The organism is Candidatus Formimonas warabiya (genome assembly GCF_002777255.1).
Taxonomy (GTDB): domain Bacteria; phylum Bacillota; class Dehalobacteriia; order Dehalobacteriales; family Dehalobacteriaceae; genus Formimonas; species Formimonas warabiya.
Genome location: NZ_CP017634.1, coordinates 4,148,249 through 4,164,433 on the forward strand (window position 1 = coordinate 4,148,249; position 16,185 = coordinate 4,164,433).

General features: G+C 49.6%; 14 protein-coding genes. 10 read left to right on the forward strand and 4 right to left on the reverse strand.

Annotated features, from left to right (window positions below; genetic code table 11):
- Positions 1–8: 8 nt before the first annotated feature.
- Positions 9–917, forward strand: coding sequence for a DMT family transporter (locus tag DCMF_RS18845; protein ID WP_148135847.1), 909 nt, complete (start codon positions 9–11; stop codon positions 915–917).
- 23 nt (positions 918–940) lie between these two features.
- On the opposite strand, the gene DCMF_RS18850 is transcribed toward DCMF_RS18845, so the two are convergent.
- A complete protein-coding gene (locus DCMF_RS18850; protein ID WP_148135848.1) occupies positions 941–1,981 on the reverse strand; it encodes a CehA/McbA family metallohydrolase domain-containing protein in 1,041 nt (346 codons plus the stop codon).
- 377 nt (positions 1,982–2,358) lie between these two features.
- Between DCMF_RS18850 and DCMF_RS18855 the strand changes: the two genes are divergently transcribed.
- The 4 genes from DCMF_RS18855 to cydC are packed head-to-tail and all read left to right on the forward strand — an operon-like array spanning position 2,359 to position 8,123.
- Complete coding sequence (locus DCMF_RS18855; RefSeq protein WP_148135849.1) at positions 2,359–3,747, forward strand: cytochrome ubiquinol oxidase subunit I; 1,389 nt, start codon at positions 2,359–2,361, stop codon at positions 3,745–3,747.
- Positions 3,738–4,742 (forward strand): cytochrome d ubiquinol oxidase subunit II, encoded by a 1,005-nt coding sequence (gene cydB, locus DCMF_RS18860; RefSeq protein WP_148135850.1) that lies wholly within the window; start codon positions 3,738–3,740, stop codon positions 4,740–4,742. The genes DCMF_RS18855 and cydB overlap by 10 nt, the downstream gene beginning before the upstream one ends.
- 22 nt (positions 4,743–4,764) lie before the next feature.
- A complete protein-coding gene (gene cydD, locus DCMF_RS18865) occupies positions 4,765–6,495 on the forward strand; it encodes a thiol reductant ABC exporter subunit CydD (protein WP_148135851.1) in 1,731 nt (576 codons plus the stop codon).
- Positions 6,492–8,123 carry a thiol reductant ABC exporter subunit CydC gene (gene cydC, locus DCMF_RS18870; protein WP_148135852.1) on the forward strand — a complete coding sequence of 544 codons (1,632 nt, stop codon included), beginning with the start codon at positions 6,492–6,494 and terminating at the stop codon, positions 8,121–8,123. The genes cydD and cydC overlap by 4 nt, the downstream gene beginning before the upstream one ends.
- Here cydC and DCMF_RS18875 read toward each other — a convergent pair.
- From DCMF_RS18875 to DCMF_RS18885, 3 genes are read right to left on the reverse strand one after another with little or no spacing between them, the layout of a single operon-like run.
- Complete coding sequence (locus DCMF_RS18875; RefSeq protein WP_148135853.1) at positions 8,064–8,621, reverse strand: OmpA family protein; 558 nt, start codon at positions 8,619–8,621, stop codon at positions 8,064–8,066. The two genes, cydC and DCMF_RS18875, sit on opposite strands and share 60 nt — an antisense overlap.
- Before the next feature lie 34 nt (positions 8,622–8,655).
- Positions 8,656–9,588 (reverse strand): polysaccharide deacetylase family protein, encoded by a 933-nt coding sequence (locus DCMF_RS18880; protein WP_214658730.1) that lies wholly within the window; start codon positions 9,586–9,588, stop codon positions 8,656–8,658.
- Positions 9,589–9,631: 43 nt separating this feature from the next.
- On the reverse strand, positions 9,632–10,252 hold the full coding sequence (locus tag DCMF_RS18885; protein ID WP_148135855.1) for a hypothetical protein: 621 nt from the start codon (positions 10,250–10,252) through the stop codon (positions 9,632–9,634).
- Positions 10,253–10,660: 408 nt separating this feature from the next.
- Between DCMF_RS18885 and hydG the strand changes: the two genes are divergently transcribed.
- The 5 genes from hydG to DCMF_RS18910 all read left to right on the forward strand — a co-directional run bounded on the left by hydG (position 10,661) and on the right by DCMF_RS18910 (position 16,115).
- Positions 10,661–12,109, forward strand: a complete 1,449-nt coding sequence (gene hydG / locus DCMF_RS18890; protein WP_148135856.1) for a [FeFe] hydrogenase H-cluster radical SAM maturase HydG — start codon at positions 10,661–10,663, stop codon at positions 12,107–12,109.
- 28 nt (positions 12,110–12,137) lie between these two features.
- Complete coding sequence (hydE, locus tag DCMF_RS18895; protein ID WP_148137979.1) at positions 12,138–13,187, forward strand: [FeFe] hydrogenase H-cluster radical SAM maturase HydE; 1,050 nt, start codon at positions 12,138–12,140, stop codon at positions 13,185–13,187.
- 98 nt (positions 13,188–13,285) lie between these two features.
- Entirely contained in the window at positions 13,286–14,416 is a 1,131-nt protein-coding gene (locus tag DCMF_RS18900) for a stalk domain-containing protein (RefSeq protein ID WP_148135857.1), read from the forward strand.
- Between the two features lie 376 nt (positions 14,417–14,792).
- A complete protein-coding gene (locus tag DCMF_RS18905) occupies positions 14,793–15,491 on the forward strand; it encodes a hypothetical protein (RefSeq protein ID WP_148135858.1) in 699 nt (232 codons plus the stop codon).
- A gap of 108 nt (positions 15,492–15,599) precedes the next feature.
- A complete protein-coding gene (locus DCMF_RS18910) occupies positions 15,600–16,115 on the forward strand; it encodes a DUF2179 domain-containing protein (protein WP_148135859.1) in 516 nt (171 codons plus the stop codon).
- The last annotated feature ends 70 nt before the right edge of the window (positions 16,116–16,185 follow it).

The following is a 16,185-nucleotide window of genomic DNA, read 5'->3' on the forward strand; positions in this document are numbered from 1 at the left end:
GTATTTTGATGTCCACCCTGTGGATCCACCTGGAGCTTTTCTTAGTAGTAGCCATTTGGGCGGGAACTTTTGTCTCTACCAAGATGGTGCTTGCCGAAATGACACCTGTGCTCTCTGCGCTGTTTCGCTATCTGATTGCCTCGGCGATTCTGTGCATCATAGACTATAAAAACCCGGAAAGGGTCGCCAAAAAGGATTACCCGTTGATTGTATTTCTTTCGGTCACAGGCGTGACTTTCTATTATCTCCTGCAGCATTACGGCATCAAGTATACCAATGCTACTAATGCCGCAATCCTGGTTAGCCTTTCCCCCGTATTTATCGGGTTGATTTTCTGGACTTTGCTGGGCGAACGGCTGAAAGGTATCACCGTCATTGGACTGGCCTTGTCCTTCACAGGCTGTTTTCTTGTGATCACGAATGGGAATCTAGCCTCCATGCAAATCAACGAACAGTTTTGGGGCAACGTACTGATCTTATTAACGGCAGTCTCCTGGGCGCTGTACAGTGTCTTCGGAAAAAGGCTGTTAAAGTTCTATTCGGCACGAACCATCATCAAGTACACTACTGTTATAGGCACGCTGCTGCTATTTCCATTTTCATGGGGGGAAATTCAATCGGTGGGCAGCTTTTCGTTGTCTTGGGTGGGATGGGCCAACCTGTTCTATTTAGGCGGACTGGCCTCGGTTTACGGTTATCTCGCCTGGTACCGTGGTCTGGCTAAGCTTCCGGCGGTAACAGTGGGCAGTTACCTGTACTTCCGGCCTTTCCTGACGGGGATTCTGGCGGCAGTGATATTAAAGGACCGAGTCGGCCCGGCCCTTATTCTGGGCGGTGCGCTGATCCTTTTCGGTACATATCTGACTGCACGCGAAGACAGGCCCGCGCGAGACCATCAGGACGTCATCTCTGGGTAACAGTAAAGATCAGGAAATTGATTCTAATTCAAAAGATAAATAGGGTTGCTGAAAATCCAGGGACGGTAAGCTTTCCTGAGGTTTTTATCGGTAAGATATACTTCGGCCCGGTAAGCTCCCGGCTCATGAACGCTGTGGTGCAATTCTCTGGCCCCGGCCACGCCGGCAATCTCTTTCCTATCTTTGACAATACGGAGTACAGCGGCCTCAGGAGATGAAACAGTTAAAGTAACGCCTTCCATTAATACCAGTTCCTCTCCCATGATCACCTGATTTTTGCCGTTGCTGGCGGAGAATAAAAATCCCCGGGCATTGTGATTGAGGTCGTTGCTGAAATAACAGTTCCCTTTCTGTAAGGCGTGGTAAATCAGTCTTTTGTCTTCTTTAAAGGAGGACTTATGAAAAGAAAGTGCTTTCGCGGGTAAAATGTGGGTGCGTAAGGTCTTAAACATTTCCCGGTAGGAGTGAATATAACCATGGGCATCGACACCGCCGATTCCCACCACTTTTTGATAGCGGAGCAGTTCATCCCACTTTCTGATCACACTGGTAAATGGCCCGTGGGCATAACTCCGTGTACAAACTACACCCGAGGGATGGGGGAGTATCCCATCAAAGTGATCTTTCCAGTTCTGGCTGTAATTCCATATTTCCAATCCGGAAAAGCCTTTGGCATGCCAGTTTTTCCAGGAACAAGGACCTAAGGATAATAATCTGCGGGATGTTTTTGCGCAAGGATGGGCGATAAAGCCGATACCTCCCTGGGCGGACACCTGATGAATGGTTGCCTGGGCTTTTTGGTGAGGCGGCACTTCGGATGCAACATTCATGGCCAGGTAGTGCCCTTGTCTGGACCTCACCGTGACTTCTTCCCCTACCAGGAGCAGGGTTTTATGGTAAATCCCTTCTAAGGGCAAAGCCTTTAAAGTATCATGATCGGAAAGGATCAAAAAATCGCATTGGGCTTCCTGGGCCGCAGAGACAATTCTTTCCACGTTTTCCCGCCCGTCAGAGTTCTTGGAATGAACGTGGACTACTCCGGCATAATCAAAGCAGGTGGCCATCACTTTTCCTCCAAAACCTATCGCATTCTAGTTATATCATATGCACCTGCCCCCAGCCTGGCTCAAAATAACCTCCTTCTGTTTGGGGGAAAATGATCTGCGCTATCTGGGTATGCGGGCAGGTGTGGTTGCTGGCGGTGTTTTGGTGATATCAGGAGAAAGATAAATATTTTTTTAGGCTTGGAAACAGCTTGACGAATAAAAAAGAGAGGTCTATACTGAAATTAAAACTATACCAAATTGGTATAGTAAAGCACATAGGAAGGCGCCCAAATACATATAATGAATGGAGAAGGGGGGGTTTAATGAATCTAAACTATACCGAAAAGATATAGTTTGTCCGAAAGATAGTAACAAACTCTTGGGGAGGGACGTCTATGAACGAACTCTTGCTGGCAAGATGGCAATTTGGCATTACTACCGTTTATCACTTTTTGTTTGTTCCTTTAACATTAGGGCTGACCGTGCTGCTGGCCCTGATGGAAGTCACCTATGTGCGCACCGGCGATGAAACCTATAAAAGGATGACTAAATTCTGGGGTAAGCTTTTTCTCATCAATTTTGCCATGGGTGTGGTGACCGGGATTGTTCAGGAATTTCAATTCGGCATGAACTGGTCCGGCTATTCCCGTTTTGTGGGGGACATCTTTGGCGCTCCTTTGGCCGTAGAGGCTTTGGCGGCATTTTTCCTGGAATCTACCTTTATCGGCTTATGGATTTTCGGCTGGGATAAGCTGCCCAAGAAAGTGCATGCAGCGGCGATCTGTCTTGTTGCCTTTGCCACCAATCTTTCTGCTTTCTGGATTTTGGTTGCCAATTCATTTATGCAGGCCCCGGTAGGGTATGTGCTGAGGAACGGACGGGCGGAAATGACCGATTTCTTTGCCTTACTGACCAATCCCTATGTCTGGCACCAGTTCCCCCATACTATTTTATCCGGTTTTACGACGGCAGGCTTTTTTGTGATGGGGATCAGTGCCTATCATTTAATCAAGAAAGGTTATCCGGACTTTTTCCGCCGTTCTTTCAAGTGGGGAGCCACTTTCGGGTTAATCAGCCTGGTCTTGGTATTAGGATGGGGGCATGTTCAGGGCCAGTACCTGAATGAAGTACAGCCCATGAAAATGGCGGCCGCAGAGGCATTATGGGACACGGCGGATCCTGCTCCTTTTGCCCTGGTGGCCCTGATCGACGAGAAAAATCAAACCAATCAGGCGGAAATACAAATTCCCCAATTTTTAAGTTTTCTTACTTATAACCAGTTCAGCGGTAAGGTGGAAGGGATGAAAGACCTGCAGGCCCAGTACGAGGCCCAATATGGCCCGGGCAATTATATCCCCCCTGTGACAACCGTGTACTGGAGCTTCCGCATCATGGTAGCGGCCGGCCTGCTCATGCTGTTCTTAGCGGTCTATGCTTTCTATTTAATGAAAAAAGGGTCCCTGGAAAGGAAACCCTGGTTTTTAAAGGTGATGCTGGGAGCAATCCTCCTGCCGTATATTGCCAATACCAGCGGCTGGTTGATGGCGGAAATCGGGCGGCAACCCTGGATTGTCCAGGGGCTGCAGCGGGTGGAAGAGGCAGTATCTCCCGCCGTCTCCGCCGGCGAAGTTCTGGCCAGTTTGCTTGGTTTTACCCTGCTCTATGGGATTTTAGCCGTTGTTGACGTGTACCTCTTGCGCAAATTTGCCAAAATGGGGCCTGGGGACGAAGAGGAAGCAAGTCTGTTGGGAACTTCTGCAAAGGAGGCGTCGTTATGGATTTAAATATGGTATGGTTTGGCCTGGTTACCATTCTCTTTATTGGTTTCTTCTTTTTGGAGGGTTTTGACTACGGGGTAGGGATCCTCCTGCCTTTTCTGGGGAAAAACGACACGGAAAGGCGGGTGGTGATCAATACCATCGGTCCTGTTTGGGACGGCAATGAGGTCTGGATGCTCACGGCCGGCGGGGCCATGTTTGCCGCCTTTCCCAATTGGTATGCCACCCTGTTCAGCGGTTTTTACCTGGCCCTTTTCCTGATGCTGGCTGCCTTGATTGTGCGGGGGGTGGCCTTTGAGTTCCGCAGCAAACACAGCAGCCCGTCCTGGCGCCGCTTGTGGGATGGAGCCATTTTTGCCGGCAGTCTGATACCGGCCCTGCTCTGGGGTGTGGCGATGACCAACCTGATCCAGGGAGTACCCATTGATGCCCAGATGGAGTATGTGGGTTCCTTTTGGAGCCTTCTCTCCCCCTACACCTTAGTGGGAGGAATCGCAGGCCTTTTGGTTTTCATCCTCCATGGGGCGATTTTTCTCACCCTGAAAGCCGAGGACCCGGTGCGGGACCGGGCCAGACAGACGGCAGAGAAGATAGGATTGGTGACGGTACCTGTCTTTTTGCTTTATGTCATTTTAAGTTATTTTAACACCGACCTTTTCGCCAAGGCAGGGGCGGCAGCGGCTTTGCTGCTTGCTCTCTTGGGGGTGATGGCAGCTTACTTATTAGTCTGGTCCCGCCGTTCGGGCTGGGCGTTGGCCGCTAACGGCCTGGCCATTGTTTTTTCTACCCTGGCTGTTTTCTGGGGCTTGTTCCCCCGGGTGATGGTGTCCAATCTTCACCCGGACTGGAGCCTGACCATTTATAATGCATCCTCCAGTCCCTATACCCTGAAAGTGCTGACCATCGTCGCCCTGACCCTGGTGCCTGTGGTGTTGCTTTACCAGGGCTGGACTTACTGGGTGTTCCGGAAAAGAGTGGGGGGCAAAAATTTAGAGTATTGATGATCAACGAGGAGGGGGGCATATGCTGGATCAGAGGCTGATCGCTGAAGCCCAAAAGGTCCGTTACTTCCTGGCCCTTACCATCGGCTTGGGGGTAGGGGCAGGGATTTTGACGGTGCTGCAGGCCGGTTTCTTTGCCCGGGTAATCAACAGGGTTTTTTTGGAGGGCCAGAGCTTGGACCAGGTCATGATCTGGCTGATGCTCCTTTTGGGCGTGATCTCGCTGCGGGCAGGTTTGGCCTGGTTGAGTGAAGTATTTGCCTACCGCACGGCGGGGCGGATTAAGGAAGATCTGCGCCGGAGGCTGTTAGCCCACCTCTTTGTTTTGGGACCGGTGTTTGTGCGGGGGGAAAGAACCGGGGAGCTGGTCAATGTGATGGGGGAGGGAGTTGAGGCACTGGAAGCCTATTTTGCCCGCTACTTGCCTCAACTGGCTTTAGCGGCCTTAGTGCCTCTCTTAATTCTGGGCTTCGTTTTTCCCCTGGACCTATTTTCCGGCTTGATCATGCTGGTTACGGCTCCCCTCATTCCCCTGTTTATGATTTTAATCGGCAGATGGGCGGATACTCTTTCCCAAAAGCAGTGGGAGGCTTTAAGCCGGATGAGTGCCCACTTTCTTGATGTGCTGCAGGGTTTAACTACTTTGAAGCTTTTTGGCAGAAGCAAGACCCAGGCGGAAATCATCGCCCGGGTCAGCGACGGTTTCCGCGCGACGACCCTGGGTGTTTTACGGGTCGCCTTTCTTTCCGCCCTGGTCCTGGAACTGCTCTCAACCATCAGCACGGCGGTGGTGGCGGTGGCTTTGGGCTTGCGTCTTGTTTATGGTCACATTTCTTTCGAACAGGCTTTTTTTCTTTTACTCTTGGCGCCTGAGTTTTACCTGCCCTTGCGTATGCTGGGAACTCAGTTTCACGCCGGGGCAGCGGGGGTGAGCGCCGCCCAGCGGATTTTTGAAATACTGGACCATGCTCCGGAGAGTAAACCAAGCCGGGGCAAAAAAGGCTTTCTCCCGGGTGCGCCATTTCATGTTTCATTTGAGGACGTTCATTATGCTTACGAAAAGGACCGGCTTCCCGCTCTCCGGGGGGTCACTTTTGAGATTGTTCCCGGGGAAATGGTTGCTTTGGTTGGCGCCAGCGGATCCGGCAAAAGTACGGTGGCCAATCTGCTCCTCCGGTTTGGAGAGCCGGACGCCGGCACCATCCAGGTGAATCACGCTTCTCTGAGCCAAATAGATCCGGAAGATTGGCGGCGCCATGTCTCCTTTGTGCCCCAGCACGCTTATCTGCTTTATGGCACCATTGCCCAAAACATCTGCCTGGGACGTCCGCAAGCGTCCCCTGAAGAGATGGTGGGGGCGGCAGTCTTGGCGGGGGCGGATGATTTTATTCAAAAGCTGCCCCAAGGATATGAAACCGTGGTAGGCCAAGGAGGCCTCCATTTAAGCGGAGGTCAGGTCCAGCGTATTGCCATTGCCCGGGCCTTGCTGAAGGATGCGGGCCTGCTCATTTTCGATGAGGCCCTGACCGGTTTGGATCAGGCAAGGGCAGCACAGGTAGAGGCGGCTTTGGACCAGGTGCGGAAGAACCGGTCGGTGCTGGTGATCGCCCACCATTTTTCCGCCGCCCTCCGGGCGGACCGCATCCTGGTTCTGGACCAGGGGAAAATTGTGGAGACGGGAAAACATAAGGAACTGCTGCAAAAACAGGGGGCCTATTATCGCCTCATTACCGCGTCCGGAGGTGCCGCATGAAAGATTTGGCCAGGCTGTTACATTTGATCGCTCCCTATGGGAAAGGAATGACCGGCGCCGCCCTTTTTAGCTTTTGCACCGTAGCGAGCAATGTGGGCTTACTGGCTGCCTCTGCTCTCCTTATTTCCCGGGCGGCCCTGCATCCTCCCGTGCTGGATCTGATGGTGCTCATTGTGGCCGTACGGTTTTTCGGCATTTCCCGGGCTGTGTTCCGCTATGCGGAGCGCTATTTTTCTCACGATATTACTTTCCGCATCCTGCAGAAAATCCGGGTCTGGTTTTATGCCGCGGTGGAGCCCCTGGCGCCGGCCAACCTGATGGGATACCGCAGCGGGGAGCTTTTAAACCGGATTGTGGCGGATGTAGAAACCCTGAAAGAGTTTTATCTCCGGGTTCTGGCGCCGCCCCTTACGGCTTTCTTCGTTTTGGTAGCCACCTTCGCTTTTGTGGCCTGGTTTGATGTGAAGTTCGGACTGGTCCTGGTGATTTCCTTCCTGGGAGCAGGGGTTGTGGTGCCTTTGCTGATCAAGCGTCTGAGCCGGGGAGTGAAAAAAGAGGCGGGGGAAATCAGGTCGGCTTTACATGCCCACCTGGTGGACAGCATCCAGGGCATGCGGGAAATTGCCGCTTTCGGACAGGAAGAAAAGCACTTGAAAGATACGGCCCAACTGGGCCGGACCCTGGTAAAACTGGAGGGAAAAACCGCCGGTTTCTCGGGAATTTCTCATGGGGCCTCCCTTTTTGTCATGAATCTAAGCCTCTGGGTGGTCCTGGTGCTGGCGATTCCCCTGGTGCACAGCGGAAGGCTGGACGGAACCTATTTGGCGATGGTGGCTTTAAGTATTTTAGCCAGTTTTGAGGCGGTGCTTCCCCTGCCCTTTATTTACCCCCATTTGGAGGAAAGCCTGGCTGCGGCCGGCCGGCTTTTTCAAGTGATTGATACCAAGCCGGCGGGTGATCCTTTTTCAGGCTCTTCCCTGCCACCCCGGGATTACTCCCTTCAGGTGGAGAACCTGCGTTTTCGTTATACGCCGGAACAGCCCTGGGTTCTGGACGGTTTAAGTTTTGAACTGCCCCAGGGGGGACGGATCGCTATTTCCGGTCCCAGCGGGGCGGGAAAAAGTACCCTGGTCAACCTGCTGCTGGGCTTTTGGGACTATCAGGAAGGCTCCATCAAGCTGGGGGGGCGGGAGTTGAAGGATTATCGACAGGAGGATCTGCTCCGCTGCTACGGGGTGGTGACCCAGCAGACCCATCTTTTCAATACCACAGTCCGGGAAAACTTGGCTTTAGCCCGGCCCTCCGCCCGGGAGGAAGAGATGATCAGGGCGGCCCGGGAAGCCCGGATTCATGAATTTATTCTTACTTTGCCCCAGGGGTATGAGACTTATATCGGGGAGGGAGGCTTTAAACTTTCCGGGGGTCAGCGCCAGCGCCTGGCTATTGCCCGGGCTTTGCTGAAAGATGCCCCGGTTTTGTTGCTGGATGAGCCCACCGCCAATCTTGACGCGGTCACGGAGCAGGAAGTGATGGAGGCTTTATACCGGTTAATGGAGGGAAAAACTGTACTAATGATCACCCACCGGCCGGAGATCCTGGAAAAGATAGATATCTACTCTTCTATTTAATGCCCGCCCTTCCGGTGTTTTATTTGAGCCTGCCGGCTCCTGGTTCCCCGAAGCTACTAGGGAAATCCTATCGGCTGTTATACCATGGGTCAGTAAATAGTTTTTCACCGCTTCCGCCCGTTTCTGGGACAGGGCCATGTTCGTCAAAGAATTCTGCCCGGTGGTAGTGGCGGTATGTCCTTTTAAAGAGATGGTAAAATGATTGTAGATCCGGACCAGATTTATGAAAATACTCAGACTGCGGCGACTGTCTTCTGTCAGTTCATATTGATCCGGTTCAAAATAGATGGTCAGAACGGCTTTATGTAAATAATCTCTGTTAATAAAGTCTGCTTCTTTGCTTGGGGGTGGATCTGGAGGGGTGGGACTGCTGAGGGTATGGGGAAGGGACAAGAACAGCCCATATAAGAGGACTAAAAAGAAAACTGAAATAACGATTTTTCCCCGGGCTGTTAAACGATACTGCATGAGACCACCATTCCCTTTTCTTACTTTCATGCTGCCCTTTCTAGAAGTTGGAATTTAAGAAATCTTAATATCCTGTTTTTTCCTGCTCTCTGGCGGCAACTTCGGTCTGTGAAAACTGTTCCACAGCGGGGGCGCCGCTGATTAATTGAGAAACGGTTACCAGTTGATAGCCCTTTTGCTCCAATCCGGAAATTATTTTCGGCAAAGCCTTCCAGGTACTCTTCCTGCCTTCGTGCAACAAAATAATTGCTCCCGGAGTTACCCGGGATAAAATCCGGCTGACGATGAGATCTGCTTGTTTGGTGTTCCAGTCTTGGGGATCCACATTCCAGCCGATGCCGATTTGGCCGAATGTTTCCGCTGTGTCCAGAACCGCCCTGTTATAAGCGCCGTAAGGAGGCCGGAAAAGAAATATCTCCTGCCCCGCTTTTTTAAAGGCAGCAATCGTTCTTTGGAAATCTTTCTCCAAAGCCTGTTGATTTTTCAAAGTAAGCTGAGCATGCTGGTAAGAATGGCTGCCGATTTCACATTGTTTTGCCGCAATCTTTTTTACTAATTGGGGAAACTTTTCCGCCCTTGTCCCTACCAAAAAAAAGGTGGCCGGGACGTGATATTCTTCTAATACCTTTAAATATTCCGCTGTCCAAATAGCATAGGGACCATCATCAAAAGTGAGGGCTACCTGCTTTCCTGCTTCAGGATTTTCGCGAAAAATTTGGGCCGACCGTTTCTGTTCCGCTAATAGACTGATCGAATAGTCTTCCCCGGCGTCCGTGTTCGCCTGGGAAAGCTTAGGGGCGGGCAGCTCTTTTTTCCCGGGTGGTGTACCATCCGGAGCGGAAATTTCAGGAGAGCTTTGCCCGGATGTATTTGATGGAAAAACCAGTGGGGTTATAGAAGAATCAGATGGTATCGACCCTTCCATTTTCTGAGTATGAATTACCGCAGCAGCCCACATGAAACCGGCAATCAGGGCAAAGGTGCTGGCGATGACCACGGTTTTTCCTCTTTTTGTTAACCGATAGCGTGTGTGATCCATGCTATTTGGAGGGTTGAACAAAATCAATAATATTACTTATTTTTTGTGTTTCATATTCAATCGTGGCCTTTTGGGTATCCTGCAGTTCCTTTATGCCGGCAATAGACTTCTTTAACTGGTTGATTTGTTCGGTGAGCCGTTCAATGTCCTTCTCATATTCTTGAATCGCTTTATTGTTGCTTGTGGAGAATTGTTCCAAATGATTTTGCAACAGCGTTAATCTTTCCTTGCCATCTTGAATCAATTTATCTAATTGCATTCCGGAGGAAGTAATGATATCGGTTACCGACTGACGTTTTACCGAATCCGGCAAGTATTGGGGCAGTGCCTTCAAAAATTCATCAATAATGAAAACGGTATTCCAGGAATCTGTTTTCATGTTTTGGGTCTGGTATATTTCCGCGACGGTCAAGTGTTTGTCAAACCTGGTCTCATTCGTTAAAACTTCTTCGGATTCAAGATTTGCCCCTTGTCCCTTTATCTCATGAACCAGCTTGGCCAAGTTGGTTGCTTCTTCGCCAAGGAGCTTAGATTTTCTATTAACAGTATCCGTTTCGGTTCCATTTGTTTCTACTTTTTCCACCAACCCCATTTTTTCAAAAATGGACTTTTTTTCTCCCATTCGCCCCACCCCTTTTATGGTATTAAAGAATTATGTTTGTCCATAAAAACATCCTGCACATACTAAAAACCATTACCTACAAAATTCAACTGTTTTCCAATTATTCCTGCATCATTCGCGAAAATCGTAAAAATTTCAGGCTATCGGCAAATAACCTAAAATTATTGGAAAGAATTACAGACAAATGGAACAGAAATAGGTATAATATAATCAGTGGATTTTGACTGATGAAGGAAAAACCTTCATCAAGAGAGAGGACAAAACAACGAATTCGTCTTATGCCAAGGGAGTTTTCTGAGGCAGCGGAGCTTTCGGTAATAAAGGGATAGTAGGATCGGTATACCCTTTTTGCTAGTGCCTCCGCATGGTAAAAGGGATTTTTTATTTTATCAAAGGGATGTGAACTTGGTGAATTTTTTGGAGAGATATCAAAAGGATTTTGAGGAGTACAACCGGATGGAGCGGGATTTTATCGATGAGGAGAAAATCTGGGACCAGTTAAGGAAATGGGAAAACCCTAAGCCTGCCGATGTGCGCCGAGTCCTGGAGAAGGCGGAAAAGAAGGCTCGTCTGGAACCGGAGGAAACCGCTATCCTGATTCAGAATCAGGACCGGGAGACCATAGAAGAAATGTTTGCCCTGGCCAATAAGCTCAAAAGAGAGGTATACGGAGACCGCATCGTGTTTTTTGCCCCCCTCTATATCAGCAATAAATGTGCCAATAACTGCCGGTACTGCGGGTTTAGGGGGAGCAACCAGCAGATGGAAAGAAAAATGCTCTCGATGGAAGAAATAGAGGTAGAAATAAAGATTATGATTGGGGAAGGGCAAAAAAGAACCGTTCTGGTTTATGGAGAGTCTCCTGAAACGGATATTGACTTTATCTCTGAAAGTGTGCGTCAGGTCTATCGCACCAAAAGCGCCCATGGGGAAATCCGGCGGGCAAATATCAATTGCGCCCCTTTATCCAGGGAGGAATTGAGTGAGCTTAAAAAGGTAGGCATCGGCACTTACCAGGTGTTTCAGGAAACTTATCACCGGGAGACCTATGCAAGAGTACACCCCCAAAATACCATTAAGGGAAATTTCCGCTGGCGTTTATATGCCCAGGACCGGGCCCAGGATGCCGGAATTGACGATGTGGCCATCGGGGCCTTATTCGGGCTTTATGACTGGCGTTTTGAGGTAATGGGCCTTTTATACCACACTATCCACCTGGAGGAAACCTACCATGGCGTAGGCCCTCATACCATTTCCTTCCCCAGAATAGAACCGGCTTTAGGGACTCCCGACGCGGAGAACCTGCCCTATGCCGTGAATAATGAGGATTTCAAAAAACTGGTCGCCATTCTGCGCCTGTCCGTACCCTACACGGGAATGATTCTAACGGCCCGGGAAAGACCGGAGGTGCGGAGAGAGGTGATCCCGCTGGGCGTAACTCAAATTGACGGCGGAAGCCGGATCGGGGTGGGCGGCTATAAAACGTCCCAGGCGAATGAATTGCCCGACAAGGAACAGTTTCAGCTCGGGGACAGCCGTTCCTTGGATGATATCGTTTGTGAAACCTGCACCATGGACAGCCTGCCTTCCTTCTGTACCGCCTGCTACCGGGCAGGACGGACGGGGGAGAGTTTTATGGGGTTTGCCAAATCCAGCTTTGTGCATAATTTTTGTATGCCCAACGCCATTTTTACCTTCAAGGAATACCTGCTGGACTATGCTTCCCCGGGGACGAGGGTCGTGGGAGAAAGGGTGATTGAGGAATACCTGAGCAAGTTTGCCGGGGAAAAGGTGTACGGTGTGATTAAAGAAAACCTGGAGAAATTGGAACAGGGAGAACGGGACCTGTATATTTAGAGTAAGGAAGGTAGTGCTGATGCGGATTTTGCGGGAATTGACCGATCAACTGGTCCGGGACCACTGCTTATCGAAAGAAGAATTGCTTTATGTGCTGGACCATATGGATGAGGACTCCAGGGCCTATTTAACGGCCCAAGCCCATGAAACCAGGGTTAGGTATTGCGGGAAAGGGGTCTATTTAAGGGGTTTAATTGAATTTACCAATTACTGCAAAAGGGACTGTCTCTACTGTGGTATTCGGGCATCAAACCAAAATGCGTGCCGGTACCGGTTGAGCGCCGATGAAATCATGGCCGTGTGCCGGAAGGGATATGATTTAGGCTACCGGACCTTTGTGCTGCAGGGGGGAGAAGATGTCTTTTTCACCGACGAAAGAATGGAGGAAATTATCACCAGGATCAAGGCCGGGTTCCCTTTATGCGCGGTGACCCTTTCCCTGGGGGAAAAACCCTTCGCATCTTATGAAAAATATTTTCAGGCCGGAGCGGACCGCTACCTGCTGCGCCATGAAACGGCTTCCCCAGCCCTGTATCGGCGTCTGCATCCCCCGGGCATGCGCCTGGAACACAGGATCCAGTGTCTGAAAAACCTGAAGAAAATTGGCTACCAGGTGGGGGCAGGCTTTATGGTGGGGCTGCCCGGTCAGACCAATGCGGATTTTGTGGAGGACCTGTATTTTTTGCAGGAACTTCAGCCCCATATGATCGGTATCGGGCCTTTTATCCCCCACAAGGACACTCCTTTGGCGGGGGAAAAAGCCGGTACGGTGGAAGCTACTTTGGTGCTGCTGTCCCTGATCCGGCTGCTGCTTCCGGAAGTCCTTTTACCGGCCACCACCGCCCTGGGCACCATTGACCCTACGGGCCGGGAAAAAGGGTTAAAAGCCGGGGCCAATGTGGTGATGCCCAACCTGTCTCCCGGGGAGGTAAGGGAAAAATATGCCCTCTATGACGGAAAAATCTGTACCGGGGAAGAAGCTGCGGAATGTCTCCATTGTATCCAAAGCCGCATTGCCCGGGCCGGATTTTTAGCCGATATGTCCCGGGGAGATCACCCGTCCTGGGAAAGAAAATAAAAAATGACCGGCCTCAGGAGAAACTTTTTATTGCTTTCACCGTCTAATGAAGTGTAGATCGATTTACGGTACCTACTTGACGAAGGGAGCATGGAAATATGATGAAGAAAACGGTGAGTTTAGTAGCTGGCGTTGTTTTACTTCTCGCACTGATTTTTTCCTTGACCGCTTTTGCTAAACAGGACATAAAAATTAAGCTGGATCAGGAGACGATCTCTTTAGGGGAAGAGCCTTTCTTGGAGAAAGGTAGAGTGATGGTGCCTTTGAAAACTTTTGCCCAAGCCGTGGGGGCTGAAGTGAATTGGGACGCCAAGAGCAGTACCGTTTGGGTAAATAGGGACAAAATAAAGGTGGAGATCCCCCTGGGAAAAGACATTCTTTTGATCCATCGGCAGGATGATCTTACCGGTATCCCTGAGGAAAGGAAAATGGATGTACCGGCACAGATCGTGCAGGACACCGTCTTTATTCCGGCAGGAACAGTGATCGCATGTTTCGGATGGGAAGCAACCTGGGAGGCAGAAAATCAGACTCTGGTGGTGAAAACTTCCCTCCCCTACGAAATTGTCGGAGCGGACGAGCTGAAAGAAAACCCGGCTCTTGCCGCCTGGTATGAAGAGAACCTGAAAAAAGCAGGCCTCCATTTTATCACCCAACAGGACAGTACTTATGTGATCATCAGCGGGGGGGAGAAACCTACCGGAGGCTACAAAATGGTAGTGGAAAGTGTCACTCTGACCGCTCCCGGGAAAGCCTATATTTCTTCTCTGCTCTTGAAGCCGGCGCCGGACATGCTGGTGACCCAGGCGATTACCTATCCCCATGCTTTCATCAGGCTGAAAACAGATCAGATTCAGCGGGTGGATGGCCAAACCAAGGAAGACTTTGCCCGGAAAACCTTTGGTGAAATGGGATATGATCTTGGCGGGGAGGATGTCCAGTCTATTGCCGTGTATAATCTGGCCCAGGAAAAGATAAAGGAATATCCCAAAGAAGAATTTGCCCGGATCATCGACAACCTTAACAAAAGTACCCTGGATGACAATCCTTATATCGAAATGATCGCGGGAAATACGATCAAGATCCTTTTGGCGGATAATGCCAGCATCAGCCTGACCAGTTACGGTTCCCCCACCAATTATGTGGCAACCGTACAGGTAGGCGGTGCGTATGCAACTTATCACCTGGTTAATCCTGAAATAGCAGGTCTGCTGCTGGGGAAAAATTAGGCGTGACCCGGGAGCAAAGTAAAAGAAAAAAAGCAAGGTAAATGGGGATTCGGTTATTTACTGAATCCCTTTTTAATTTAGGAAAAAAGTTTAGTTAGCTACCTGGTTCATTGGTTGGTAATAAAGGATAAATTATGATAACGTCGAACACAGACCATAAAATCAATTTTATCTGATGTTTAGGGTGAATAATATAAAAAACATGCTCTTTTTGAGAAGGAAAAATCCTAAAATATGAAAAAAGTATATCATTTTTTAAGGCAATCCTGTTATGATAGAAAATGAAGGATCAATTCTCATGCTAGCCCGAGTCAGGGAAAATTGAATAGATATTAGGCTCAGATTGATCGTCACAAAATAGTTTGGAGGTATGGGTATGTTTATTGGACACTATGGGGTGGGTTTTGCCCTGAAAAAACTTGAAAAAAGGGTATCGCTGGGACTGCTTTTTTTACTGGTGATGCTGCCGGATATTCTATGGGATGTTTTTCTGCTTCTGGGTGTGGAAAAGGCAAATGTGATCGAAGGACCGATACGAATAAATTCCCTGGCCCCGGTCTACACGCCCGTCTCCCACAGCCTGTTGTCAAATTTCATCTTAGCCGTACTGATTTGCTTTGCCTTTAAGGTCTTTAACATCGTGAAATTTCCCGTGCGGGCAATGATATTTTTGATTGCCATCTTGTCTCATTTCTTTTTGGATTTTCTGGTTTCCCCACCTGAACTACCCCTCCTATTCAGCGGTATCAAAGTTGGCTTAGGATTGGGGGATCATGTGCTTCTCTCCTACCTGATAGAAGCAGGAATTTTTCTTTTGGGCATCTGCCTATATTTCTCCACTATGAGGGAACTGAACACCGGGAAAACGATGGGGATCGGCATCCTGTCCCTGATTTTGTTGGGGCTTAACTTTTTCGCATTAACCGAAAAAATCTCCCTTCATGTCGATCTTTTTGCCGCTTTCCATCTGGCCCTGAATGCCGTTGTGATCGGGTTGGCCTTTTGGCTGGACACGGGAAAAACAGCCGCCTATGATTCCAGCCACCGGGTAAGCAGCGTGCGCAATATTGTTTAGGCACTTCAAAGGGAAAACACCCTTTCCGCTTTTTTGGGGCAAAAATTTAGGGTGCTGATTTTCTGTACTTGGGCATATCTTATTTGTTGTGAAGGAGGGGCAAGAGAAATGTACACGATCTTAATTATTCTGGGAGTCCAAATTATTTACGTATCTATGTTTACCATCCGGATGATTTTGACGCTGAAAGGCAGATCTTATTCTGCGGCGGTGATCAGTATGGGAGAGATTTTTATCTATATGTCGGGATTGACACTGGTGCTGAATAGACTGGATAATCCCATAAATCTCTTGGCCTATTGTGTGGGCTACGGGTTGGGTATTTTAACAGGCACCTTTATTGAGGGAAAAATGGCCTTGGGATATGTGATGGTGCAAATTATCACCAGCCGGGAGGATGCCGGTTTGGCGGAGCAACTGCGGGAGAACGGTTTCGGGGTAACCAGCTGGCTGGCAGAAGGGCGAGATGCGGACCGCCTGGTGCTGGAAGTGCTGGCCAAAAGAAAAAATGAACCCCACTTGTATAAAATGGTCGACTCTTTATGCCGCCCGGATGCTTTTGTGATTTCCCATGAGCCGAGGCATTTCCGCGGGGGATTCTGGATGCAAAAGGTAAGGTGTTAGATTTAGAGAAAAAAGATTTGGGCAGACGGTTAATGGTGCCTGTTCATGAGCAACCGGCATCAAAGGGTAG